This is a genomic window from Metabacillus sediminilitoris, assembly GCF_009720625.1.
GTDB lineage: Bacteria > Bacillota > Bacilli > Bacillales > Bacillaceae > Metabacillus > Metabacillus sediminilitoris.
This window is the reverse complement of sequence record NZ_CP046266.1, coordinates 3,879,034-3,905,321: the sequence shown is the minus strand read 5'-3', so window position 1 is coordinate 3,905,321 and position 26,288 is coordinate 3,879,034. Positions and strand designations below refer to the sequence as shown.

Annotated in this window: 26 protein-coding genes; 22 read left to right on the top strand and 4 right to left on the bottom strand. The window is 34.8% G+C overall.

The window, feature by feature from the left end; translation table 11 throughout:
- The first annotated feature begins 75 nt into the window (after positions 1-75).
- The 18 genes from fur (at position 76) to lysA (ending at position 15,370) form a co-directional block, all read left to right on the top strand.
- The gene (gene fur / locus GMB29_RS18725) at positions 76-540 is read left to right on the top strand and encodes a ferric iron uptake transcriptional regulator (RefSeq protein ID WP_136352868.1); all 465 of its coding nucleotides are present in this window, start codon (positions 76-78) and stop codon (positions 538-540) included.
- Between the two features lie 286 nt (positions 541-826).
- Positions 827-1,054: a YqzK family protein gene (locus GMB29_RS18720; RefSeq protein WP_136352866.1), complete on the top strand. Its 228-nt coding sequence runs from the start codon at positions 827-829 to the stop codon at positions 1,052-1,054.
- A gap of 6 nt (positions 1,055-1,060) precedes the next feature.
- Positions 1,061-1,954: a site-specific tyrosine recombinase XerD gene (gene xerD, locus GMB29_RS18715; protein ID WP_136352864.1), complete on the top strand. Its 894-nt coding sequence runs from the start codon at positions 1,061-1,063 to the stop codon at positions 1,952-1,954.
- A 276-nt stretch (positions 1,955-2,230) separates the two neighbouring features.
- A complete protein-coding gene (deoB, locus tag GMB29_RS18710; protein ID WP_136352862.1) occupies positions 2,231-3,421 on the top strand; it encodes a phosphopentomutase in 1,191 nt (396 codons plus the stop codon).
- 127 nt (positions 3,422-3,548) lie between these two features.
- Complete coding sequence (locus tag GMB29_RS18705; RefSeq protein WP_136352860.1) at positions 3,549-4,376, top strand: purine-nucleoside phosphorylase; 828 nt, start codon at positions 3,549-3,551, stop codon at positions 4,374-4,376.
- 20 nt (positions 4,377-4,396) lie between these two features.
- Entirely contained in the window at positions 4,397-5,698 is a 1,302-nt protein-coding gene (locus GMB29_RS18700; RefSeq protein WP_155443919.1) for a pyrimidine-nucleoside phosphorylase, read from the top strand.
- 180 nt (positions 5,699-5,878) lie between these two features.
- The gene (locus tag GMB29_RS18695; protein ID WP_136352858.1) at positions 5,879-7,045 is read left to right on the top strand and encodes a D-alanyl-D-alanine carboxypeptidase family protein; all 1,167 of its coding nucleotides are present in this window, start codon (positions 5,879-5,881) and stop codon (positions 7,043-7,045) included.
- 94 nt (positions 7,046-7,139) lie between these two features.
- Complete coding sequence (gene spoIIAA / locus GMB29_RS18690) at positions 7,140-7,493, top strand: anti-sigma F factor antagonist (protein WP_136352856.1); 354 nt, start codon at positions 7,140-7,142, stop codon at positions 7,491-7,493.
- Positions 7,490-7,930 carry an anti-sigma F factor gene (spoIIAB, locus tag GMB29_RS18685; protein WP_136352854.1) on the top strand — a complete coding sequence of 147 codons (441 nt, stop codon included), beginning with the start codon at positions 7,490-7,492 and terminating at the stop codon, positions 7,928-7,930. The genes spoIIAA and spoIIAB overlap by 4 nt, the downstream gene beginning before the upstream one ends.
- Before the next feature lie 13 nt (positions 7,931-7,943).
- Positions 7,944-8,702 carry an RNA polymerase sporulation sigma factor SigF gene (sigF, locus tag GMB29_RS18680; protein WP_136352852.1) on the top strand — a complete coding sequence of 253 codons (759 nt, stop codon included), beginning with the start codon at positions 7,944-7,946 and terminating at the stop codon, positions 8,700-8,702.
- A 139-nt stretch (positions 8,703-8,841) separates the two neighbouring features.
- Positions 8,842-9,462 carry a stage V sporulation protein AA gene (locus GMB29_RS18675; protein ID WP_227551388.1) on the top strand — a complete coding sequence of 207 codons (621 nt, stop codon included), beginning with the start codon at positions 8,842-8,844 and terminating at the stop codon, positions 9,460-9,462.
- Positions 9,452-9,874 (top strand): stage V sporulation protein AB, encoded by a 423-nt coding sequence (locus tag GMB29_RS18670; protein ID WP_136353358.1) that lies wholly within the window; start codon positions 9,452-9,454, stop codon positions 9,872-9,874. The genes GMB29_RS18675 and GMB29_RS18670 overlap by 11 nt, the downstream gene beginning before the upstream one ends.
- A 13-nt stretch (positions 9,875-9,887) precedes the next feature.
- The gene (gene spoVAC, locus GMB29_RS18665) at positions 9,888-10,343 is read left to right on the top strand and encodes a stage V sporulation protein AC (protein WP_136352849.1); all 456 of its coding nucleotides are present in this window, start codon (positions 9,888-9,890) and stop codon (positions 10,341-10,343) included.
- A gap of 13 nt (positions 10,344-10,356) precedes the next feature.
- Positions 10,357-11,379, top strand: coding sequence for a stage V sporulation protein AD (gene spoVAD / locus GMB29_RS18660; protein ID WP_136353357.1), 1,023 nt, complete (start codon positions 10,357-10,359; stop codon positions 11,377-11,379).
- Complete coding sequence (gene spoVAE / locus GMB29_RS18655; protein WP_136352847.1) at positions 11,379-11,729, top strand: stage V sporulation protein AE; 351 nt, start codon at positions 11,379-11,381, stop codon at positions 11,727-11,729. The genes spoVAD and spoVAE overlap by 1 nt, the downstream gene beginning before the upstream one ends.
- A gap of 9 nt (positions 11,730-11,738) precedes the next feature.
- Positions 11,739-12,317, top strand: a complete 579-nt coding sequence (locus tag GMB29_RS18650) for a stage V sporulation protein SpoVABEA (protein WP_136352845.1) — start codon at positions 11,739-11,741, stop codon at positions 12,315-12,317.
- Positions 12,301-13,773 (top strand): spore germination protein, encoded by a 1,473-nt coding sequence (locus GMB29_RS18645; RefSeq protein WP_136352842.1) that lies wholly within the window; start codon positions 12,301-12,303, stop codon positions 13,771-13,773. The genes GMB29_RS18650 and GMB29_RS18645 overlap by 17 nt, the downstream gene beginning before the upstream one ends.
- A 274-nt stretch (positions 13,774-14,047) precedes the next feature.
- Positions 14,048-15,370, top strand: a complete 1,323-nt coding sequence (lysA, locus tag GMB29_RS18640; RefSeq protein WP_136352840.1) for a diaminopimelate decarboxylase — start codon at positions 14,048-14,050, stop codon at positions 15,368-15,370.
- Positions 15,371-15,791: 421 nt separating this feature from the next.
- On the opposite strand, the gene GMB29_RS18635 is transcribed toward lysA, so the two are convergent.
- From GMB29_RS18635 to GMB29_RS18625, 3 genes are all read right to left on the bottom strand, one after another.
- Positions 15,792-16,271: a YkyB family protein gene (locus GMB29_RS18635; RefSeq protein ID WP_136352838.1), complete on the bottom strand. Its 480-nt coding sequence runs from the start codon at positions 16,269-16,271 to the stop codon at positions 15,792-15,794.
- A gap of 178 nt (positions 16,272-16,449) precedes the next feature.
- A complete protein-coding gene (locus tag GMB29_RS18630; protein WP_136352836.1) occupies positions 16,450-17,751 on the bottom strand; it encodes an MFS transporter in 1,302 nt (433 codons plus the stop codon).
- Between the two features lie 98 nt (positions 17,752-17,849).
- Positions 17,850-18,344, bottom strand: coding sequence for a L,D-transpeptidase family protein (locus tag GMB29_RS18625; RefSeq protein WP_136352834.1), 495 nt, complete (start codon positions 18,342-18,344; stop codon positions 17,850-17,852).
- 115 nt (positions 18,345-18,459) lie between these two features.
- On the opposite strand from GMB29_RS18625, the gene ppx reads away from it, so the two are divergent.
- Both ppx and GMB29_RS18615 read left to right on the top strand, forming a co-directional pair.
- A complete protein-coding gene (gene ppx / locus GMB29_RS18620; RefSeq protein ID WP_227551387.1) occupies positions 18,460-19,983 on the top strand; it encodes an exopolyphosphatase in 1,524 nt (507 codons plus the stop codon).
- Between the two features lie 436 nt (positions 19,984-20,419).
- The gene (locus GMB29_RS18615; protein WP_136352830.1) at positions 20,420-22,531 is read left to right on the top strand and encodes an RNA degradosome polyphosphate kinase; all 2,112 of its coding nucleotides are present in this window, start codon (positions 20,420-20,422) and stop codon (positions 22,529-22,531) included.
- Between the two features lie 296 nt (positions 22,532-22,827).
- Here the strand turns inward: GMB29_RS18615 and GMB29_RS18610 are convergent, their stop codons facing one another.
- A complete protein-coding gene (locus GMB29_RS18610; protein ID WP_136352828.1) occupies positions 22,828-23,697 on the bottom strand; it encodes a metallophosphoesterase in 870 nt (289 codons plus the stop codon).
- A gap of 253 nt (positions 23,698-23,950) precedes the next feature.
- On the opposite strand from GMB29_RS18610, the gene fadH reads away from it, so the two are divergent.
- Together fadH and GMB29_RS18600 are read left to right on the top strand one after the other, a co-directional pair.
- Positions 23,951-24,715 carry a 2,4-dienoyl-CoA reductase gene (gene fadH, locus GMB29_RS18605; RefSeq protein WP_136352826.1) on the top strand — a complete coding sequence of 255 codons (765 nt, stop codon included), beginning with the start codon at positions 23,951-23,953 and terminating at the stop codon, positions 24,713-24,715.
- A 211-nt stretch (positions 24,716-24,926) separates the two neighbouring features.
- Positions 24,927-26,144: an EAL-associated domain-containing protein gene (locus GMB29_RS18600; RefSeq protein ID WP_136352824.1), complete on the top strand. Its 1,218-nt coding sequence runs from the start codon at positions 24,927-24,929 to the stop codon at positions 26,142-26,144.
- The last annotated feature ends 144 nt before the right edge of the window (positions 26,145-26,288 follow it).

The window sequence follows — 26,288 nt, the reverse complement described above, 5'->3', positions numbered from 1 at the left end:
ATCATTTTAGTTGGACACCTTCCTTACCTTGATATATAATAGTTTTGGGAACGCGGCGAGGGAGGAAGAATCGATATGGAAAACCGCATTGATCGGATCAAGAAGCAGCTGCATTCTGCTAGCTATAAACTAACACCCCAGCGTGAAGCAACTGTACGGGTATTACTAGAAAACGAAGAAGATCACTTAAGCGCAGAAGATGTGTACCTTCTAGTAAAAGAAAAAGCCCCAGAAATTGGCTTGGCAACTGTTTATCGAACATTAGAATTATTAACTGAATTAAAAGTTGTTGATAAGATTAACTTTGGTGATGGAGTATCTAGATATGATCTTCGAAAAGAAGGTGCGGCACATTTTCATCACCATTTAGTATGTATTGAATGTGGTTCTGTTGCTGAAATCCAAGATGATTTATTAGAAGATGTAGAAGAAATCGTTGAACGGGATTGGAAATTTAAAATTAAAGATCATCGCTTAACATTTCATGGGATTTGTGCAAAATGTCAAGAAAAAGAAGAAACTCAAAATAGTAAAGATTAACTAAGTCTAACTTATAATAGTTAGGCTTTTTTGTATGAAGAAAAGGGTATTGTAAAGATTAACTTGCAATAAAACTGGCTGCAAATCGACAGATGTAACGAGATTTTAAATAAGTAGAAAAGATTTCATACCGTTTCTAAATTTTATGTATAAAGTTTGTCCTCTTTGGCATATCTTCTAATATCACACAAAATATACCCTATTATGTTTGATCCTTCAAATGAAAAATTGTAAACAAATGATCTGCCTATAAAAGTAAGTAAAAGATATAATTCGGAGGTTTCTCATGATTCGATGGTTAAAAACAGTTGGAGATATGTTAAAAGTGTTTGTTTTATTTACTGGATTTACGATTTTATTCTATTATGCTATTATTTGGGTGAACTTAGAGTACCAAGATATGCATCGATATGATCAACCGGAAGGTGCAGCTTTGAAGGTAACAAACATGGTATCAAATGAAGAAGAAAGCTGGTTTAACAGATTAATTTTCTTTTATGATAATGGGGAGTAGAAAAATTTGAAGGATCAACTAAACGATTTTATCCATTTTTTACTAGTGGAGAGAGGCTTATCGAAAAACACACTTGTATCGTATGAAAGAGATCTAAAAAGTTACCATAAACATTTAGTGGAAAAACAACAAATCAACTCATATAACAATGTCACCCGTCTACATATCATCCAATTTTTGAAGTTTTTAAAGGAAGCAGGGAAATCCAGTAAAACGATTGCAAGACATACAGCTTCAATCCGCTCGTTTCATCAATTTTTATTAAGAGAAAAACAAGCTGACCAAGACCCGTCCGTTTTAATAGAGTCTCCACAATTAGAAAGAAGCCTGCCTAAAATCCTCTCATTGCAGGAGGTTGAAAAGCTGCTTGAAACACCAAAACTATCATCACCATTTGGCTATCGAGATAAAGCAATGCTTGAACTTTTATATGCAACAGGAATTCGTGTAAGTGAAATGATCAATTTAAATTTGACAGATGTCCATTTAACAATGGGTTTTATTCGTTGTTATGGTAAAGGAAATAAAGAACGCATTGTCCCAATTGGACGAACCGCAACAGAAGTTATCACAAATTACATCGAAAAAGGCAGACCAAAATTAATAAATGTAAAACAACCAACTGAAGCCCTGTTTGTCAACCATCATGGCAAGCGTATATCAAGGCAAGGCTTTTGGAAAAACCTAAAGAAAATTGCTATTGAAGCAAATGTAAATAAAGAATTAACTCCACATACATTAAGACATTCTTTTGCAACACATTTACTAGAAAATGGAGCAGATCTAAGAGCAGTTCAAGAAATGCTCGGGCACGCAGATATTTCAACAACACAAATTTATACACATGTAACAAAATCGAGATTAAAGGATGTTTACAACCAATTTCATCCGAGAGCCTAACAAGCATCACACAGTCGTGGGGTTGCTTGTTTCTTTTTATGTTCACACATCGACTCTGCTTTTACTTTTGCCTCTAGGATATAAGAAGAGATCACACTTTTTTTGCTTTTTGCCTTTAAAAAATTAGAATAGGGAATTAGCATAATATAAGTTGTCAATGGCGCTATAAGAGGATTATAATGAAGAGGACGCACGGTTGTCAGACTTCTGACAAGTTCATGTTTCGAATGGAAACTTGTGATACAAGGAACAGTAATATGTAAAAGGAGGATTTCCATGTCAAATTATACATATAAACGCATTTTTTTAATTGTGCTTGATTCTGTCGGAATTGGGGAAGCACCAGATGCAGCAAAGTTTAATGATTTAGGTTCTGATACACTGGGTCATATCGCTGAACATATGGGCGGACTTAAAATGCCGAACATGTCAAAACTAGGCCTGAGTAATATTCGAGAAATAAAAGGGATTCCTGTTCAAGCACAACCACATGCTTTTTTTACAAAAATGCAAGAGGCTTCAAATGGAAAAGATACAATGACAGGACACTGGGAGATAATGGGTTTAAACATCGAACAGCCATTTAAGGTATTTCCAGAAGGTTTCCCAGCTGAACTTCTTAATGCATTAGAAGAAAAAACAGGACGGAAAATAATCGGGAACAAACCTGCATCTGGAACGGAAATTTTAGATGAACTTGGCGAAGAACATATGAAAACAGGTGCATTGATTGTTTATACATCTGCGGATTCTGTCTTACAAATTGCCGCACATGAAGAAATTGTACCTTTAGATGAACTATATAAAATATGTGAATTAGCTCGTGAACTGACACTTGATGAAAAATATATGGTTGGTCGTGTCATCGCACGTCCATTTATAGGAAAACCAGGGGAATTCACGAGAACAGCAAATCGCCACGACTACGCATTAAAACCGTTTGATCGAACGGTGATGAATGAACTAAAAGATAGTGGACTAGATGTTATTGCTATTGGAAAGATTTCAGACATTTATGATGGGGAAGGAATCACAAAATCATTACGAACGAAATCGAATATGGATGGAATGGATAAGTTAAATGATACAATCGGGATGGATTTCACAGGTCTTAGCTTTGTGAATCTAGTAGATTTTGATGCCTTATTTGGTCACCGTCGTGATCCAGCTGGTTATGGAAAAGCGCTTGAGGAATTTGATGCTAGATTAACAGAAGTTCTTGAAAAATTAACAGAACAAGACTTATTGATAATCACAGCTGATCATGGAAATGACCCTGTTCACCACGGCACAGATCATACACGTGAATTCGTGCCGCTACTTGTATACAGTCCAAGAAATAAAATGGGTAAGGAAATGCCATTAAGAGATACATTTGCCGATGTTGGGGCTGCAATTGCCGATAATTTCAAGGTGAAAATGCCTGCGTATGGAAAAAGCTTTTTATCTAACCTGAACGGACAATAAATATCAACTTAACATTAACATAGACGAATTTAGTTAGTGGATGGCGCCCTATAAATTGTCTGATAAAGTTAACTAGCGATTATTCGCAAAAAAGCATATGATCAGAGTTAAAATAGGAGGAGACGGAATGAATTACGAAAATATAATGGAAGCAGCTAGTTATTTAAAAACGAAATTCACAGCAACCCCTAAAATTGGATTGATTTTAGGTTCCGGTTTAGGTGTATTAGCAGATGAAATTGAGAATCCAGTAAAAATACCTTACAATGAGATTCCAAATTTTCCTGTTTCAACAGTTGAAGGACATGCAGGACAGCTCGTTTTTGGTTTGCTTAAAGGAGCAAATGTAGTGGCGATGCAAGGCCGCTTTCACTTTTATGAAGGATACAGTCTAGACAAAGTTACAGCCCCTGTCCGAGTCATGAAAGAACTTGGAGTTGAAACATTAATTGTAACAAATGCCGCTGGTGGTATTAATGAGTCTTTTCAAGCTGGAGACTTAATGCTGCTTACAGACCATATTAATAATATGGGAACAAATCCATTAATTGGGCCAAATGATGATAAATTTGGTGTGCGTTTCCCTGATATGTCTGAAAGTTATGATATAAAGCTTAGAAATATGGCGAAAAAGTGTGCAAAAGAATTAAACATTAAACTTCAAGAAGGAGTTTATGTTGGGAATACTGGACCTTCATATGAAACGCCTGCCGAGGTACGTGCACTTCGTACATTAGGAGGAGATGCTGTTGGTATGTCAACCGTTCCTGAAGTAATCATAGCAAAACATGCCGGACTGAAAGTTTTAGGTATTTCCTGTATTTCTAATATGGCTGCAGGAATATTAGATCAGCCGTTATCACATGATGAAGTGATTGAAACAACAGATAGAGTACGTGCAAACTTTTTAAATCTTGTCAAAAATATCGTTGAAAATATCCAAAAATCAAACTAAAAATAAAGGTGAGATTATCTATGAGAATGGTTGATTTAATCGAAAAAAAGCGAGATGGTCAAGAATTAACAAAGGAAGAAATCCATTATATTATTGAGAATTATACAACTGGTGATATTCCTGACTACCAAATGAGTGCATTTACAATGGCTATTTATTTTCAAGGGATGACAGATAAGGAACGTGCTGAACTTACAATGGCAATGGTACATTCTGGTGATACGATTGATTTAAGCGAGATCGAAGGAATAAAAGTCGATAAACATAGTACAGGTGGAGTAGGTGATACGACGACACTTGTTTTAGGACCATTAGTAGCAGCTGTTGGTGTTCCTGTTGCAAAAATGTCCGGAAGAGGTTTAGGTCATACAGGTGGAACAATTGATAAACTAGAATCTGTTCCAGGTTTTCATGTCGAAATTGAAAATAAACAATTTATTGAACTCGTTAATAAAAATAAAATTGCTGTAATTGGACAGAGCGGAAATCTAACACCAGCTGACAAAAGTCTCTATGCATTACGTGATGTAACCGCAACTGTTAACAGTATCCCCCTTATCGCAAGTTCAATAATGAGTAAAAAAATTGCTGCAGGTGCTGATGCTATCGTACTAGATGTAAAAACGGGTGCAGGTGCGTTCATGAAAGATTTAAAGGAATCAAAAGAACTCGCAAAAGCAATGGTCGATATTGGGAATCTAGTTGGCCGCAGAACCATGGCTGTTATTTCAGACATGAGCCAGCCCCTAGGCTTCGCAATTGGAAATGCACTTGAAGTAAAAGAAGCAATTGATACTCTAAGTGGAAAAGGACCAAAAGACTTAGAAGAACTTTGTTTAACTTTAGGAAGTTACATGGTGCTTTTAGCTGGAAAAGCTGAGTCATTAGAAGAGGCTCGTACAATGCTTGTAGAAGTCATGAACAACGGGAAAGCGTTGCAAACATTAAAAATATTTCTAGAAGCTCAAGGTGGAGATGGATCAGTTGTCGATCAGCCAGAAACATTACCACAAGCTAAATATGTCATTGAGTTAGAAGCACAAGAAGATGGATATATTTCTGAAATTATCGCCGATGCAGTCGGTACAGCAGCCATGTTATTAGGGGCAGGCCGTGCAACAAAAGAATCACAAATTGATCTAGCTGTTGGACTTGTATTAAATAAAAAAATCGGTGACTCAGTTAAAAAGGGAGAGTCACTTGTTACGATTCATAGTAATTATGAAAATGTAGATGAAGTGAAACAGAAACTTTATAAAAGTATATCGATATCTGGCAGTGAGGTAAAAGCGCCAGAATTGATTTATGCTACGGTGGAATAAGGAATAAAGTTGAAAACCACAGTCGTAATGGCTGTGGTTTTCTTTTGAAAATGATGCCGGTTATATATCCCTCACGTTTCCCTAACAATCATCTCTCCAAAAAACTTTTCCCTGTTTACTTAGTATAATTTCCCTGCCATTGGAAAAAATGGAATGTATAAAGAATGGAGGGCTTATGAAATGAAACGGATACTCTCATGTTTTACGCTTATAGCAATGCTTATTTCTGTTACACCAGCGGCGTTTGCCGAAGAATCTACTACTAAAGTCGAACTTGCAGATAAAGCGAAGTCAGCTGTTTTAATCGAACGTGATACGGGAACGATCTTGTACGATAAAAATAGTGATGAAAAGCTGCCTCCAGCAAGTATGACAAAAATTATGACAATGCTTCTTATAATGGAAGCACTCGATAAAAATCAAATAAAAATGGATGAAATGGTTCGTACAAGCGAATATGCAGCATCAATGGGCGGATCACAGATTTTTTTAGAACCTGGTGAAGAAATGACAGTCGAGCAAATGTTAAAAGGTATTGCAATTGGGTCAGGTAATGATGCATCAGTTGCAATGGCAGAAAAAATTGCAGGTTCGACTGAAGAGTTTGTCAATATGATGAATAATAAAGTAAAAGAATTGGGCTTGAAAAATACTCATTTTAAAAATCCAACTGGCTTACCTGAGGATGGCCATTATAGCTCTGCTCATGACATGGCGTTAATGGCAAAAGAGTTATTGAAGTATGAAGGTATTACAAAGTTTACAGGTAAATATGAAGATTATTTACGAGAAGGTTCTGACAAAAAATTCTGGCTTGTCAATACAAATCGCCTTGTTAAATTTTATCCAGGTGTAGACGGTGTAAAGACTGGATTTACGAATGAAGCAAAATACTGTTTAACAGCCACTGCTAAAAAAGATAATATGCGCGTTATTGCCGTTGTTTTTGGAGCGGATACTCCGAAGGACCGTAATGCACAAGTTACAAAAATGCTTGATTATGCTTTTAGTCAGTATCAAACACATCCACTTTTTGAAAAAGATCATGTTTTAACAAAGATGAAAGTTAGTAAAGGCAGTGAAAATGAAGCTAACCTAATGACTTCTGAACCGATATCTGTTCTTACTAAAAAAGGTGAAAGTGTTGATAATGTAACACAGGAGATTGTGATGAAAAAAGATGTTCAAGCTCCAATTAAACAAGGTGAAGAGCTTGGTACACTTCAATTAAAAAAAGATGAAAAAATCATTGCGGAAAGTAGATTAGTTGCCGAGAAAGATATTAATGAAGCAAGTTGGTGGAAATTATTTAGACGTGTGATGGGTGATTTTACTAAGTCGGGCTAATAATGACGAATTATCACTAGTTTTGTCATGAAGCAGGAAAATAAAGTTCCAATCAAGAATGACTCTTTATCCAGAAATAAGGAGGGGTAATACCTTGAGTCTAGCGATTGAACTTGATGTGAAACAAACTGTTTTATGTATACGACTCTCAGGTGAGCTTGATCATCATACATCAGAAGAATTGCGTACAAAAGTAACTGAAACACTTGCAGCACACCCTATCAATCATATTTTATTAAATCTTGAAAATTTAGCATTTATGGACAGCTCTGGTTTGGGTGTGATTTTAGGAAGATATAAACAAATTAAAGCGATCGGTGGAGAAATGGTCGTTTGTGCGATTTCTCCAGCTGTAAAAAGATTATTTGATATGTCAGGTTTATTTAAAATTATTCGCTTAGAGGATGACGAGCAAAAAGCGCTGCAAACATTGGGGGTGGCATCATGAAAAATGAAATGAACCTTCAATTTTCAGCGTTAAGTCAAAATGAATCGTTTGCAAGGGTAACCGTTGCGGCATTTATTGCACAACTGGACCCAACGATGGATGAACTGACTGAAATAAAAACCGTAGTATCAGAAGCAGTAACAAATGCAATTATTCATGGGTATGAAAATGATCCTAACGGGATTGTTTACATATCAGTAACATTAGATGACGGCGTCGTTGAAATGACAATTCGTGACGAGGGTATTGGAATTGCTGATATTGATGAAGCTCGGCAACCACTTTATACAACAAAACCTGAACTTGAACGATCAGGAATGGGATTTACAATAATGGAAAATTTCATGGATGAAATAAATGTTGAGTCACTTGAAACAAAAGGGACAACAGTTAGGCTGAAAAAACATTTGGCGAAAAGTAAAGCTTTAAGCAATTAAAGGGAGACTTGCTATGGATGTGGAGGTCAAGAACGATAACTCAAAAGCGCAGTTAAAGGACCATGAAGTTAAGGAATTAATCCGTCGAAGCCAAGCAGGAGATCAAGATGCACGAGATTTGATTATCCAAAAAAATATGCGGCTTGTTTGGTCAGTTGTTCAACGGTTTTTGAATCGCGGGTATGAACCAGATGATTTATTTCAAATTGGAAGTATTGGCTTGTTGAAATCAGTTGATAAATTTGATTTATCATATGATGTAAGGTTTTCAACTTATGCTGTTCCGATGATCATTGGTGAAATTCAACGATTTATCCGAGATGATGGTACAGTTAAAGTTAGTCGATCACTTAAGGAATTAGGAAATAAAATTCGTCGAGCACGTGATGAACTTTCCAAAACAATGGGTAAGGTGCCCACTGTAGTAGAAATCGCAAACTACTTAGATATTTCTCCCGAAGATGTGGTTCTTGCTCAAGAGGCTGTTAGAGCACCTTCATCCATCCATGAAACCGTTTATGAAAATGATGGAGATCCAATTACATTACTAGATCAAATAGCAGATCATTCGGAAACGAAATGGTTTGATAAAATTATCTTAAAAGATGCAATTCGTGATCTTGATGAACGTGAAAGACTAATTGTTTACTTACGATATTATAAAGATCAAACCCAATCAGAAGTTGCTGATCGACTTGGAATTTCTCAAGTGCAGGTTTCAAGACTTGAGAAAAAGATATTACAACAAATGAAGGATAAAATGAATCAATAAGAAAAGCTGGCTCTTTTAAAGAGTCAGCTTTTTTTATTTTCCATGGTAATTAATGGTCATCATCTAAGCCTTGCATGATTAAAAATAAGCAAATGCATACTAAATATACAATATATAAATCATTAGGAAGTGAATTTTGATGGAAAAGACGGTGTATATAAGGCTTCGTCATCGAATTCAAGTCCAGCCTTACGACAATATTACAATCGATAAAATCGCACTTATCGTCGGCGATAAGGAATTATCAAGAAAGATAAGGCGTATTTTGATTCACAAAATTCAACCAAGTGATAAAAATATGGTGGTCATTGACGTCATGCACGTCATAAAAGAAATACATAAATTTGACGACCAAATTGATGTACAAACAATTGGGGCAGCACAAACAATTGTTGAGATTATGTATGAAAAGAAAAAGATTTCACCACTGTTATTTTGTACAGTATGGCTCCTGTTATTTATCGGTGCAGGTCTTGCGATCATGAACTTTCATGAAGATGTTAGCATGCAAGCTGTTCATCAAAAAATCTACAAAATGGTAACTGGAAAAACAAATGATTATCCACTATTGTTGCAAATTCCATATTCAATTGGTCTTGGGTTAGGGATGATTTTGTTTTTTAACCATTTATTTAAGAAAAAAATTAATGAAGAGCCAAGTCCCCTAGAAGTTGAAATATTTAATTATCAATTAGATTTAGATCAATATGTTGCAATGAATGAAAACAAGGAGAATTTGAATAACGTTGATGATCGTTAACGCTATCATCTTAATTATTATTGGCTTGTCAGGGGGACTTGTTGTAGGTTCAGGTTATGTAGCGTTCTTTGCGGTACTGGGAATTATTCCGAGATTAACACAATTATCGAAAACATATAAATACATCCATGTATACGAAATGGCAATCATATTAGGAAGTGTCATTTTCGGTTGGATGAGTTTGCGGGATACATTGCTGTTTCAATCAAAGTATTGGTTAATTCCAATCGGTCTTTTCAGCGGAATTTTTATAGGTATGCTTGCAGCAGCTTTAACTGAAGTATTGAACGTTTTTCCAATATTAGCAAAGCGAATTGGTTTCGGAGACAAAATTGTTATTTTATTAATGGCAATTGTGTTTGGAAAGATTTTAGGTTCACTTTACCATTGGATTTATTTTGTGCATTTGTAAGGGAGGAAGCAGTATGGATAAACCAAAAATAAAAGATGATTATAAAAATCAAATAAAAAGCTATCAGCCGAAACCACCTTATATCATAAATTGCCTTAAAGCCTTTGTAATAGGCGGTCTTATTTGTGTGCTTGGTCAAGCCTTACAAAATTTCTATATTCAAGTGTTTCATTTTACAGAAAAAGATGCCGCTAACCCAACAGCAGGAACATTAATTCTACTTTCAGCGATTTTTACTGGATTCGGTATTTATGATCGGCTTGGACAGTTTGCTGGTGCAGGTTCAGCTGTTCCAATCACAGGATTTGCTAATTCAATGACAAGTGCAGCCATCGAGCATCGCAGTGAAGGGATTGTGCTGGGAATAGCAACAAATATGTTTAAACTAGCAGGTAGTGTTATCGTGTTTGGTGTTGTTGCAGCCTATATTGTTGGAATGATTCGCTATTTCTATGGAATTGCATTTTAGTGAGGTGGCAGCTATGAAGTTAAGAGGAAAGCAAACATGGCAATTTGAAAGTCCGTTATTTGTTCACTCAAGTGGAACAGCTGTTGGGCCTATGGAAGCAGATGGACCACTCGGAAAATTATTTGATATCAAACATAAGGAATTACATTGTGGTGAGGACAATTGGGAACTTGCCGAAAGAAGATTAATGGAGCAAGCCATCGAAAAATGTTTAACAAAAGGAAATAAAACGATTGATGATATCGATCTTCTATTAGCTGGCGATTTATTAAATCAAAATGTAACAGCGAATTATGTAGCAAGACATATTAATATTCCATTTTTATGCATGTTTGGCGCTTGTTCAACATCAATGGAAACAGTTGCTGTAGGTTCAGCTTTAATAGACGGCGGTTTTGCTAACAATGTAATTGCTGCTACAAGCAGTCATAATGCAACAGCTGAAAGACAATTTAGATATCCAACTGAATACGGGGGGCAAAAACCTGACTCTGCAACTTTTACAATAACTGGAGCTGGAGCAGTATTAATTAATAAAGAAGTAAGTAATATTCAAATAACTGCAGCAACGATCGGTAAAGTTACAGATTTAGGGATTAAAGATCCTTTCGATATGGGCTCGGCAATGGCGCCTGCTGCAGCAGACACGATTGCTCAACATCTTAAAGATTTAAACCGCACACCAGAGGATTATGATTTATTTTTAACAGGAGATTTATCAGGTGTTGGGAGTCCGATTGCAAAGGAAATGGTAAAAGAAGAAGGATTCGATATTCATGACAAGCATAATGATTGCGGTTTAATGGTTTTTCGACCGGATCAACCAGTATTTGCTGGTGGAAGTGGATGTGGGTGTTCAGCAGTAGTAACATACGCTCATATTTTTAATGAATTACAACTTGGTAATTTAAATCGAGTTTTTGTTGTGGCTACGGGAGCATTACTAAGTCCTACTATGATTCAGCAAAAAGAATCAATTCCAACAATAGCACACGGGGTCGTTTTTGAAAGAACTGATTGGAGAGTGAATGGCTAATGGAGTACTTAATTGCTTTTGCAGTTGGAGGCGCCATATGTGTGATCGGCCAGATCCTATTAGATGTATTCAAATTTACTCCAGCACATGTCATGAGTATATTTGTTGTTTCTGGAGCAGTATTAGATGGATTTGGTTTATATGATAAGTTAATTGAGTTTGCTGGAGCAGGAGCAACGACACCAATTACAAGTTTTGGTCATTCTCTACTACATGGGGCGATGGAGAAAGCAAAAGAAGATGGATTTATCGGCATTGGAATGGGGATTTTTGAATTAACTTCAGCAGGTATTTCAGCAGCTATATTATTTGCTTTTCTGGCTGCACTTATTTTTAAACCGAAAGGATAGGGTGAAACATTGACAAAAAAGCGCAGGGTCATAATTGTTACTGATGGAGATGAGTATGCCGCACGAGCAATACAATTTGCAGCTGCTGAAATTGGAGGTAGAGCTATTTCCAAAACGCAAGGAAATCCAACTACTTTAAGTGGAGAAGAAATCGTTAAGCTCATTCTTACAGCTGAAAATGACCCTGTTTTTGTCATGTTTGATGATTGTGGTTTATTAGGGGAGGGAGCTGGTGAAACAGCATTAAAATATGTAGCTGGTCATCAGGATATTGAAGTACTTGGAATCATTGCCGTCGCATCAAAAACACATCAAACCGAGTGGACAAAGGTAGATGTAAGTATCGATCGATTTGGAGAGTTAACTGAATATGGAGTAGATAAGAGCGGTTTACAGGATTTAGAGATAGGCAGGATTAGTGGTGATACCGTTTATTGTCTAGATCAAATAAATGTTCCCATTATAGTTGGGATTGGGGATATTGGCAAAATGGCTCGTAAGGACAGTGTTGAGAATGGATGTCCAATTACGATGAAAGCTGTAAATCTTATTTTAGATAGGAGCGGATACCATGACGACAAAAACTGATAAAAAACCGATCTCAACAAACTTAGCTGAAAATGAAAGGTATTTTAAAGAAAATGTTGGCTTAAACACTAGTTTTGATTTAGGAATCAGAAAGTTACGTATTTTAGATTATCAAGTAAATTTGTATTTCATAAATGGTTTGTGTGATACAGCTTATATAACTGAAATATTAAAAAAAATTACATCAATAAGTGATAATGAAGTAGACCATACCAAATTTAAGGAGATTTTTGAAAATCGAATTGCTAATCAATCAGTAGTTAAAATTAAAACTTTAGATGAAGCAGTCGATCAAGTTCTTTCAGGATTAATCCTCTTTTTTATTGAAGGAATGGATTATGCTCTTGTTGTTGATGTGCGAAGCTATCCTGGTAGACAACCACAGGAAGCAGATACTGAAAAAATTGTTCGGGGAGCAAGGGATGGTTTTGTAGAAAATATCATTGTTAATACTGCTCTTATTCGTCGAAGAATTAGAGATGAACGATTGCGGTATGAAATGATGAAAGTAGGTGAACGTTCAAAAACGGATGTATGTATTGCATATGTAAAAGATGTTGCAGATCCTGGACTCATAAAAACAATAAAAAAAGAATTAGAAACAATCAAAATTGATGGCATTACAATGGCGGATAAAACAATAGAGGAATTTTTAGTAAAACAGGGTTTTAACCCTTATCCATTAGTACGATATACCGAAAGACCTGATGTTGCTGCAAATCACTTATTAGAAGGGCATGTTATTATTATTGTAGATACATCTCCTAGTGTAATCTTAACACCAACAACCTTTTTTCATCATGTGCAACATGCTGAAGAATATCGACAAGCACCAGCAGTTGGTACTTTTCTTCGATGGGTTCGATTTTTAGGAATTATGGCATCTATTTTCCTTTTACCGCTTTGGTTTTTATTCGTGTTAGAGCCTTCCTTATTACCGAAAGAAATTGCGTTTATTGGTCCTACAGAACAAAAGAACATTCCGATTGTTATTCAAATATTTCTTGCTGACTTTGGTCTTGAGTTTTTAAGAATGGCCGCCATTCATACACCGACATCGTTATCCACTGCAATGGGGTTAATAGCGGCAGCATTAATCGGTCAGATTGCTATCGATGTTGGATTGTTCGTTCCGGAAGTTATACTTTACGTAGCAGTAGCTGGTATCGGAACATTTGCTACTCCGAGTTATGAGCTCAGTGTTGCAAATAAAATGGCGCGGTTAGTTTTATTAGTTTTTGTAGCACTATTTAAGCTAGAGGGCTTTGTTGTAGGTTGTACTTTATTTGTTTTACTACTTGCTAATATTCGTTCCCTAAACACTCCATACTTATGGCCATTTTTGCCTTTTAATGCAAAAGCTCTATGTCAAATTATTATTCGTACATCTGTGCCGGGAGCAAAGCTTAGACCTAGTATCGTACATCCGCAAAATGTTAGAAAACAGCCAAATTAGGTTATTGAGTCATTGAAAGAACCCCTTATTTATGATATTGTATGTTTAATTTAGAGCAAAAGTTTAAAACAGACAGTTAATTACCAGCTGGTGTTAACTGTCTGTTTCGTTGTCAAGCTAAATTAACTGGCTTTTTAAAAATAGATGTTTTTCTTACAATAGATGACAAAATGGTCTATATTTTTTGTAGGACGAATTATTTGAATAGTTCGTAAACGAGTCTTAAAGGACATTGTTTCTTAAAATGCCTTGATATAGAAAGAGGGGATACAAATTGTTTCTACATGGTACAAGTAAAATTAATGAAAATGGACATTTAGAAATTGGTGGAGTCGATACAATAAAATTAGCAAAAGAATATGGAACACCTCTTTATATTTATGATGTTGCTTTAATTAGAGAACGTGCAAGAAGCTTTAAACAGGCATTTGAGAATATGGGCGTAAATGCACAAGTAGCTTATGCAAGTAAAGCCTTTTCGTCGATTGCTATGTTCCAATTGATTGCAGAAGAAGGATTATCATTAGATGTAGTATCTGGTGGAGAGCTTTTTACTGCCATTACTTCTGGTTTTCCTGCTGAAAAAATTCATTTGCATGGCAATAACAAAAGTCGTGCAGAGTTAAAAATGGCATTAGATCATGGAGTCGGATGTATTGTTGTTGATAATTTTTATGAAATTGAATTGCTTAAGGAATTATCAAAAAATGATAAAAAACAAGTACAAGTCCTTTTACGTGTAACACCAGGAGTTGAAGCACATACACATGATTATATTACAACAGGACAAGAAGATTCAAAGTTTGGTTTTGGTTTATTAAATGGTCAAATCGAAACAGCGATTGAAGCTGTACTTAAGTCTGAAAATATTCATTTATTAGGCATTCATTGTCATATAGGTTCACAAATTTTTGATACTGCTGGTTTTGTACTTGCTGCAGAGAGAGTATTTGAGAAAATAAAAGCTTGGATGGAGAAATTTTCGTTTACACCTGAAGTTGTTAATTTAGGAGGAGGCTTCGGAATTCGATATACAAAAGAGGACGAGCCGCTTCCACCGACTTACTATGTAGAGCAAATTGTAGAAGCAGTAAAAAAACAAGTTAATGAGATAGGAATAAAGATGCCGGAAATTTGGATTGAACCGGGCCGTTCACTTGTTGGTGATGCAGGAACGACACTTTATTCAATTGGCTCACGAAAAACAGTACCAAATATTCGCGAATATGTAGCAATTGATGGGGGGATGAGCGATAATATTCGTCCTGCACTTTATCAAGCAAAGTATGAAGCTGTTTTAGCAAACCGTGTGACGGAAAAACATGACAAGCCAGTATCAATCGCAGGAAAATGCTGTGAAAGCGGTGATATGTTAATTTGGGATTTACCATTACCAGAGGTTAATCCAGATGATATTTTAGCTGTTTTCTGTACAGGAGCATATGGTTATTCAATGGCGAATAATTACAATCGAATTCCTCGTCCAGCTGTAGTATTTGTTGAAAATGGAGAAGTGCAACTAGTTGTAAAAAGAGAAAGCTTTGAAGATTTAATTGCTAATGATTTACCGCTTAAATCGAAAGTTATTCAAAATTAAACAATAAAGTATAAATATGCAATAAATGGATAAATTTACAAATGTAAAAACCCGCTAGTTACTAGGGGGTTTTTATTGAATTGTTTAATTGTCTTCAGTGAGGTTAGCTTCTTTACTATCATTTTTTTCCAATTTGTCCATTTTCTTCAGCAAGTTGACCGCCATTGTTTACGTTTTTCCCACCGTTAGTTGCTGAAACGGTAACTCCAGCTTTTCCACCTTCATTAGGCTGTTATCGTTGTTGTTTTAAATATTAATATAAAGATTAAAGACAATTCAGTCCATCTCTTTAAAAGTGTAAGGTTAAGTTCGGGAAATAGTATTTTAATGTGATAGGAAGATGAAAGAGAATAGGTAGCAGGTATTGTTTAATAGAAAAAAGATCTTCAATTGAAGATCCTTAAAAAAGATAACACTATTTTCACCGATAACTTTCTCCAAGTCTTTTGAAAACAGGCTTCTCATATGTACGTGTTTTTTTTGATTGAAATGACTTAGGTGGGCGTTTATCTTCTTGCATTCCCACATACTGCTGTAAGAGGATTTTCGCCTTAGATAATGACATATGTGTTTTGGGATTACGATATGTTTGATTCAAGGATCCTAAATGTGGAAGTTGATCGAAGTCATCTTTTGTAGGAGGCATATGAAAGTAATACTCTCCAGCTGAAACAAGGACATCAGATTGCTGTTTGCTATATTTTGGATTATTTGAAAAATGAAGTCCTTCTTTTTTCGCCTTACCTTCATGGACAAGCTTTAGTAATGCTTTCTTTTTTAATGCATAAAGAAATTTTGGATTTGGTGCGGTTTTTGCATGTCGATTCACAATATAAATAGCACGTGCGAGGTTTTCTGTTGTTGGTTGTTTTGTTGGATCGAGTCGATTATGATCGTCCATTGTTTCTCTCCTTTACATAAGCACTTTCAGTTTGCTCATTTCTTATATAAATTATACTTTGAGAATAGTAAATTGCAATAACAAAAAGGTAATTAATTGAAAAATACTATGAAATCACCTTTAGATTAAGTGAATATTTTTAAAAAGTAAAAAACCTGATAACTTATCGTTATCAGGCTTATAGCGAGTTTATCTTAGGATCTGTTTTAGTTGCTCTACGATTATTGTAAATACGTTTCTCCTTTTCTTCAAAGGCTTGGCTTAATTTCGGCAATGTTAAAGCATAAAATAGCGATACAATTAAAATAATAAGCGCCATACCATAATATAAATAATCAATTTTTTCAATTATTTTTGGAAAAAGCAATGCAATAAGACCTAATGTTACAGACTGTGCAAACATCATTAATGGATCAATCCAGCCGCTTACTCTTCCCATTAGTTTTGGATGAACGATTTTTGGCATCCATCCCCCAATGGCTATATTTATTGGCCCTAAGCATGTCCCAATAATGAATACAATCACCAAAAAGATTGAAACTTTGTTTGTATATCCTAACAAAAAAATAAGCAGACTTGTTATAAAAATAGGATATACCATCAATTGATAAGGTTTAAATTTTGATGCAATAAGAGTACCAATCCCACTGCCGGTTAAAAGCCCGAATCCTAATGAGATAGCAAAAAAGGATGCATACCATTCATAATTATCTGGTGAAAGTTCATATTTCATCGTAAACATTGGCAAAATAGAAAAAGCGCCATTTACAATACCAAATATGAAGAATCCAAAAACTAAAACAGCTAATAGACGGTTCTTGATGATATATAAAATACCGGCTTTAAAATCATGAAATGTGGATTTTATGTTAAAATCCTTCCATTTGAATGTCCCATTAGGGAGTCTTGCTGACTGCGGGATTTTACAGGAACGAATTAATAATGCTGAAATAATAAAGCTTACAAAATCTACAAGAACGGCACCGTGGATTCCAATAGTTTTGTAAATAGCTGCACCGATTCCAACTCCGAATACCATAAATATACTAAAGAGCATTTGATTTAAACCAGCTGCCTGTGCATATTGTTCTTTATTTAATATTCCTTGAACAAGGCTGTTCTCTGCTGGAAAGAAGAATTTTGTTACAGAACTTCGAATAAATAGGACAAGGAATACAAGTGGAATCGAGTTTAGATATAGAGCACCAAACAAAAGAACAGTTAATCCAGCTCTAATCCAATCACAATTTTCAGCTACCTTTTTACGATCAAAACGATCTGCAACAACCCCTACAATAAAAAACACCAAAACAGTTGGTAAAGAATACATAAGCTCAGCGATTGTTGCGTAAGCAGGCTGGTGGCTAAAATGATCTAACAAGTAGAATGCAAAAGCCATATTTCCAATGGTGGTACCCATTTGTGAAAATAAAGCTGCAAAAAATAATTTTACAAAATTTCGATTGCGAAAAATTTTCATTTATTTGCTCCTTCAATAGCACAGGTACAAGATTATATTCGTCATTATAAGGGATTTTTGTTTTTTTGAATACGAATATTCACAATCTTAATAAAATCTTAAGGTCTTATCAAAACCTTTGTTCCATTAGGTACGAGCGAAGCGAGTTCTAAAACATCCTGATTATACATTCTAATACAACCTAGAGAGACAGCTTTTCCGATTGAAGAAGGGTCGTTCGTACCATGAATTCCATAATGTATTTTAGATAAACTTAACCACAAAACACCAAAAGGACCGCCAGGATTAGGTTCTCGATTAACGATAACAAAATCCCCAACCGGAGTAGTCGTGACGATTTTGCCAACAGCAATAGGATATTCTTTTACAACTTGTCCGTTTCTGTATAATATTAAACGTTTTCGAGAAATGGAAATTTGAATTGAATAGGGGATTGTCTCGGGATTTGGCAAGTTTGGAATCGTAATTTTCTGACCAATATAAAGGATATTAGGATTACTAATATTATTGGCTGCAAGTAGTTGATTGAGAGTTCTTCGATAATTCAAGGCTATGATTGAAAGTGTTTCACCTGGTTTAACAATATGGATCATTGAATCACGTCCTTATAAAATGTAGTTAACTAAATCAGATGAATAAGAAAACACATTATACCTTATGTATAGTTATGTTATAATGTACCTTATTTCTACAGATAGGGTGTTGATAGTGAATAAAGAAACATATGCAATTATTGATATCGGTTCGAACACGATGAGACTTGTTATTTATTTGCGGGACAAAAGTGGTAGATTAAAAGAAATTGAAAATGTAAAAGCGGTTGCACGTCTTCGTAATTTTTTATCAGAAGAAAATATTTTAGAGGAAAAAGGGATCGAAATCCTCATCAATACACTGCTAAGTTTTCAAGAAGTGACGAGACATCACAAATTAAATGAAGTTAAATGTGTGGCAACTGCAACAATTCGCCAAGCTAAAAATCAACAATCCATCTTACAAAGAGTTAAGGATGAAACAGATTTTTCTATGAGGGTTTTATCTGAATATAAAGAAGCCTATTTCGGTTATTTGGCAGTGGTAAATTCAACTCCATTCACAAGCGGGGTTACAATTGACATTGGTGGTGGCAGCACTGAACTTACTTATTTTGAAGACCGAAAATTAATTAGCTACTATAGCTTCCCTTTTGGTGCCCTGTCATTAAAAAAACAATTTATTAAACAAAATATCCCTACAGAAGTAGAGTTACATACACTCCGTACGTTTTTAGCAGAGCAGTTTTCATCATTAGAATGGCTGGTAAATAAGAAATTGCCGATTATTGGGATTGGTGGCAGCGCAAGAAACATGGTGCAAATTCATCAAGAGATGATAAGCTATCCACTTGCTGGTGTACATCAATATAAAATGAATGATCAAGAAGTTAAGAATGTAAATGATTATTTACATTCTCTAACCTTCTCCGAACTGCAGCGTGTAGAAGGATTGTCTAAGGATCGTGCAGATATTATCATCCCGGCAGTAGAAGTATTTAAACTATTGATGGATGTTGTTAAGACAGATCAGTTTGCTTTAAGCAGAAAGGGATTGAGGGATGGCGTTTTTTATGAAGAATTAACAAAAGATTTTGGAATCACTGTTTTTCCAAATGTAATTGAAGAAAGTTTTTATGAGTTAGCAACAGATTATGATATTGATGTGAACCATGTTTTAAATGTCACAAATATCGGAATCATAATTGCACAGTTATTAAATAAAGTTGGACTTGCATCTATTAACAAATATGATATGACATTAATAAAACGCGGTGCTTTTACATTTAACTTGGGGAAATACATAGATTCCGAATCAAGCAGTCAACATACGTATTATTTATTAGCAAATCGAACGATCGATGGCTTGCTTCATAGAGAACGTATAATCATTGCTTTAATTGCATCTTTTACAAGTAAAGCTGCATTTAAACGGTATGTAGCACCTTATATTAACTGGTTTTCTAAAGAAGAACTTATAAAATATCGACTATTAGGTGCAATCATTAAATTTGCATATAGTTTAAATGCCACCAAAAGAAATATTATTGAACAGATTGAATCGGAAGAAATTGGTGAAGAGCTTCATTTCTATTTTACTTGTAATAAGGATTGGAAACCGGAACAGTACCAAGTAGAAAAGCAAAAAAAACATTTAGAGAAACAATTGAAAAAATCAGTAATTTTACATTTTGGCTAATAATATATTGATTAATAGAGTGACCATTTGATCGTAATTTTAATAATTAGATGAAATAGTCGCTTTTTTTATAGTTTTATTTTGGCTCTTTTCTAAGAGATTGTTGCTTTTAAAACGATCACTAATTTAGGTTTATGGAGCAGATGCTAGACTCCTGCTTAGAGCAGCGGGACAAGTGAGACTCATACAGGCGTTTACGCCGAGGAGGCTCACCGCCCGTCTCGCTAAAAAGCGAGCATCTCTCGCTGCAATCAACCATACCGCATTACTTGGTAAAAGGCAAAAAAGTTTGCGGAAAAAGCCTTTATTTTACATCATAATTTAACATAATTTACAATATATTTACAATATGTTTACAATATATTTACTTTTGGTCGAAAAGTTAATGATATCATAATAATGTAGCAAATTGTCGAATAAAAGGGTGGCGTAATATATGAATACTATAAATAAAAACGCTATAGAACTTCAAAGTCCAATGTATTATAACAATCGAGAACTAAGCTGGCTTGCTTTTAATGAACGTGTTTTAGAAGAAGCACTTGATGAGCGAAACCCTTTATTAGAGCGGTTGAAATTTTTAGCAATTTTTAGTTCAAACCTTGACGAGTTTTTTATGGTGCGTGTTGCGGGACTAAAAGATCAAGTAAAAGCAGATTTTAATAAACCAGAAAACAAAGCAGGAATGACTCCAAAACAGCAATTACATGAAATTGGGATAAAAACTCATGATTTAGTAAAATTACAATATAAAGCATATAATGAAGTTCTAATGCCGAAATTTTATGAAGAAGATGTAGAATTTCTTAAGATAGAAGACTTAACCAAAGAACAAATGAATAAAATTGAGGATTATTTTGATGAACATATTTTTCCTGTATTAACTCCAATGGCTGTTGATGCTTATCGACCTTTTCCAATGCTGTTGAATAAAAGTATCAACTTAGCGATCGTCATTGAAGATGTGGATGATATAGAAGAGAATCGTTATAAGACAGCAATTGTACAAGTACCTTCTGTCATAAAACGATTTTTACAAATAGATACGACTAATGGGAAATTGCATTATGTCTTTTTAGAAGATATTATTAGTTATTTTATTTATAAGTTATTTAAAGGATATAAAGTTGTATCTGTCTCAGTTTTCCGGATAACAAGAAATGCGGACATGACAATTCATGAAGAAGGTGCACGTGATTTATTAAAAGAGATTGAAAAAGAGTTAAAAAAACGAAAGTGGGGAGCTGCAGTACGCCTTGAAATCCAACATAAAGGGTTTGATCAAAACATCTTACGTTATCTAACGGAAGAACTTGAAATTCATGAAAAAGATGTTTATGAAATCGATGGTCCATTAGATTTAACATTACTATTTGGCTTTTATAAAGCAATATCAGGTATAAGAGAGCATTTGGTTTACGAAACATTAATTCCACAACCCCCACGTGATCTTGGTTCAGATGAGGATCTTTTTGATAAGGTTTCAGAGCAGGATGTATTTTTACATCATCCATATGAATCATTTGAACCTGTTGTTGAATTTATTGCTGATGCAGCATCTGATCCAGACGTACTAGCTATCAAACAAACACTTTACAGAGTAAGCGGAGATTCACCAATCATTGAGGCTTTAAAACGCGCAGCTGAAAATGGTAAACAAGTAACGGTTTTAGTTGAGTTAAAGGCACGTTTTGATGAAGAAAATAATGTTCAATGGGCAAAAGAACTAGAGAAAGCAGGCTGCCATGTTATATATGGTATGACTCATTTAAAAACACATAGCAAGATAACACTTGTTGTTAGAAGAAAGAACAACCGAATTGAACGATTTGTTCACTTAGGTACTGGTAACTATAATGATCAAACAGCAAAAATTTATACGGATATGGGCTTGTTAACATCAAAACGGAAGTTTGGAATTGATGCAACCAATTTCTTTAACTATTTAAGTGGTTATACTGAAAAGCCAGAGTTTCACCACTTATCTGTTGCACCTTTTGATATAAGAAAAGATTTTATTCAATTAATTGATCACGAAATTAATTTTCAAAAACGATTCGGGAATGGAAGAATTATTGCGAAAATGAATTCTTTAACAGATAAAGTTCTCATTACAAAGTTTTATGAAGCCTCAAATGCCGGGGTTAAAATTGATTTAATAGTTCGCGGAATATGCTGCCTACGACCATGTATTAAAGGTGTAAGCGAAAATATCAGAGTTCGAAGCATTGTAGGAAGATTTTTAGAGCATAGCCGAATTTACTTTTTCCATCATAATGGTGAGGAAAAAACCTTCCTATCATCAGCCGACATGATGACTAGAAATATGGAAAAACGTGTAGAGATTCTATTTCCTATCTTTGATGGTGATAATAAAAAACGTGTTAAAAATATCTTAGTTACTGAACTTGAAGATAATGCAAAAGCTCGTGAACAAGATGAGCATGGTGTTTATCATTATGTAAAAAGGGAAAATGATGAACCTGTTATCGATAGCCAATTAGTTCTATTCGCTAAAGTACATCGTGTCATGGAAGATGAAGAATAGTGTAGCTAAAATAACAACAGACTCCTTCAGCAAGATTAAGGGGTCTGTTTTTTTGCCAAGTAGGACAAGGTTATTTATTTAGCAAACCTGTCCCACCAGATGAAATAACAACAAAAAAAGTCTGATTACACTTAATTATCAAAAGGTGAATACAAGCTCTTTAGAAAAATAAAAAGAAATCCTCCCCATCTCATTCTATTTCTCCAATCTGTCTGACCATCTTTTAGAGTTAGAATTCACGTACTCACTAAAATAAGGGTACTTTCAAAACTACCTAAGATTTCCCCCACGTAAAGTCACTTGATGTTTCTGCTGAAAAGGGTGAATTGAGTAATTTCTGGAACCGATAAAAATCTAAATGGAAGCCTTGTCGTTCCAAGACCACGATTTACATAAAGCTTCATATTTTCCACATCATAGGATCCTTCTGAATACACAGAAGAATATGGTGGTGTAATGAGTGGTCCGTAAAATGGAACCTGAATTTGTCCGCCATGACTATGTCCTGAAAGTTGGAGGTCAACATGAAACTGCTTAGCTTCAAGTGCAGCATCAGGTTCATGTGCCAATAATATGTTAAATAAATCCTTGTTTAAATTGCCTAAAGTCCCCTCGTAGCTTGGTTTTCCTAACATTAAGTCATCAATGCCCGCAATCGAAATTTTACTGCCATCAAGCATAGAAATATTCGCAACTTCGTTTTGTAAAAGGGTGAAACCAGACATTGTCATTACATTTTTATAAATATCTGTTCCATAGCCGCCATGATCATGATTCCCATAAACAGCATATTTTCCAAACGGAGCATTCAATTTTTCTAAAACCGGAATAATTTTATTGATGTGCTTATATTGATTGGGCTCATCCATTAGATCACCTGTAAATATTAAGAGGTCTGGTGAAAGTTGATTGATCTTCGAAACAATCGTTTCTAATCTGTTTAATGTGAAGTAATCACTCAAATGTGTATCACTAAATTGGACAATTTTGAAATTATCAAATGCTTTTGGAATTTTGGGGTTTGTAATCGATTGTTTTACAATATCTAATAACTTAGGTTCGATATATCTTGCATACGTATAACCCCCGACAACAGTTAAAATGCTGGCGAAGGAAAAGGAAAAAAGACCCTTTAGAAAAGATCTTCTTGAATATAGATTTGTCATGTTTACCAACCAATCTCCATTGAATTTATCTGAAATTGGAGATGAATCTCCATGTTCAACTTTTCACTTATATGTGGTTGCCTCCTGAATATCCTGATAGCTTAACCATTCATATATTTCAAGTATACACCGTTTAAAATGGCATGTCTTTTGAAAAACTGAGATGTCATCTAATTTTAAAATGTTAGTAAAAAGTGAGATAATATGGTACCATAAAAATGAATGGTCATTCATTTTTGTTGGGGGGAATTCGATGAAAGACAAAGTTATCATTGTTACGGGCGGTTCGAATGGGATGGGAAAAGGGATGGCAAAAAGATTTGCAACAGGTGGTGCAAAAGTTGTAATTATCGGAAGAACACTTGAAAAACTTGAGGAAGCGAAAAAAGAAATCGAAACATACCCAGGACAAGTAGAAACAATCCAATTAGACATTCGTCATGCAGAAAAAGTCTCAGAAATGATTATGTATGTAGATGAAAAATTTGGTAGAATCGATGCTTTAGTCAATAATGCAGCAGGAAATTTTATTTGTCCTGCTGAAAACTTATCAATAAATGGCTGGAAATCAGTGATTGATATTGTGTTAAATGGTACTTTTTACTGCAGTTCTGCAATAGGAAAGTATTGGATTGATAGACAGACAAAGGGCGTAATCCTGAATATGGTTGCTACATATGCATGGAATGCAGGTGCAGGAGTGATCCATTCTGCTGCTGCAAAAGCAGGAGTATTGTCCATGACTAGAACATTGGCAGTTGAATGGGGAAAAAAATATGGGATTAGAGTAAATGCCATTGCACCTGGTCCAATCGAACGAACAGGTGGAGCAGATAAATTATGGGAATCAGAAGAAGCGGCAAAAAGAACATTAAATAGCGTACCGCTAGGACGACTTGGCACTCCTGAAGAAATTGCAGCACTTGCGACATTCTTACTCTCAGATGAATCTGCCTATATTAATGGAGAATGCATCACAATTGATGGTGGACAATGGTTAAATCAATTTCCGTTTTAACAGGTGTAGATCGGAATCGTATTAGGTTAGTTTTTATTTCAAGTACTTATATTTATAAATACGGGTGATGAAAAATAGGTTTGATTTTGACATTTATTGGTGCTTTGGAAGGGGATCCCCTTTTCACAGCACCTTTATTCTTTATCCATTATACCCTTGTGTTATAGTATAATTATATGAACGACAGATACATATAGGTGAGGGGATTTCAATGGATCCATTAGATATTATGACGAATCTAGAGAAGGTTCTTCCTAATTACCAAGCAATTTTTAGTGCAGATGAACAACGTGTTATTGGATATGAAGTTTTAGGTAGAATCAAGCTTAAAGATGAAATACAAAGTCTTGGGCCATTTTTTCAAGATGAAAATGTACCAGATGAATATCGAATTGAGGTTGATGATTTTATACTAAAACAGGCAATTGATGAATTTTTGCAATTGAAGGATCCAGAACTTCTGTTATTTATTAATCGAGATGCAAATTTACTGATGCTTGATCATGGTGAGAGTTTTCTTGAAATTTTATTTAATAAGCAAGATTCTGGATTGAAACTTGATCAAATTGTATTGGAGATAACCGAACATAATTTTAAAGGTGATGCAGAACAGCTTTACCACCTCTTAACATATTACAGGACATATGGGATAAAAATTGCCATTGATAACATTGGAAAGGCTAGTAGTAATTTAGATCGAATTGGCATGTTAACCCCGGATATTTTAAAAATAGACTTACAACCTTTAAGATCTACCTCAACCCTCCAATCTTATTATGATGTATTGTATTCTATTTCCTTATTAGCAAGAAAAGTTGGTGCCACTCTTTTATATGAGGATGTTGAAGTAGATTTTCAGTTGCAATATGCATGGAAAAATGGTGGAAGATACTATCAAGGGTATTATCTCGATAAGCCAAAGCGGGAATTTATTGATCGAGATAATTGTAAAGAAAGGTTGAAACAAGAATTTCAGCGATTTATATCATCTGAGAAGAAAAAGCTTGAACGACTTTACAATTTTACTGAAAATTTTCATCAGCGAATTCATCAGTTGCTTGCAAAAATCGAAAAGCAATATGATGACTATAATCAATTATTAGAGGAACTTTCTAATCAATTAGATGATTGCAGTTTTAGAATCTATATTTGTGATGAGGATGGTTTTCAGCAATCAGTAAACATTTATAAAAATAAGCATTGGGAAATCCAGCCACAGTATTATTTGAAAAATTGGAGCTGGCGTCCATATTTTCTTGAAAATATTATGAGAATGCGAATTGATAAAAAAGGTTTTCTAAGTGATGTTTATAGTGATATTGAAAAAGGTGATTTAATCCGAACCTTCTCGTTCCCGTTAAACAATGACCACTATCTTTTTATCGATTTATCATATGAATTTTTATATGAAGAAGAAGGACTATTATAAAGTCAGTACATTATTCCTAGCTCCAAAGGTAGCGAGACTTATTACGTACACCCTTTGTCTTAATCCGAAATTGCGATCCTTCGACTGATTTTTATACAAATGATATAAAGAGAATATTTGTCATTCATTTGTGTCATCATAAGC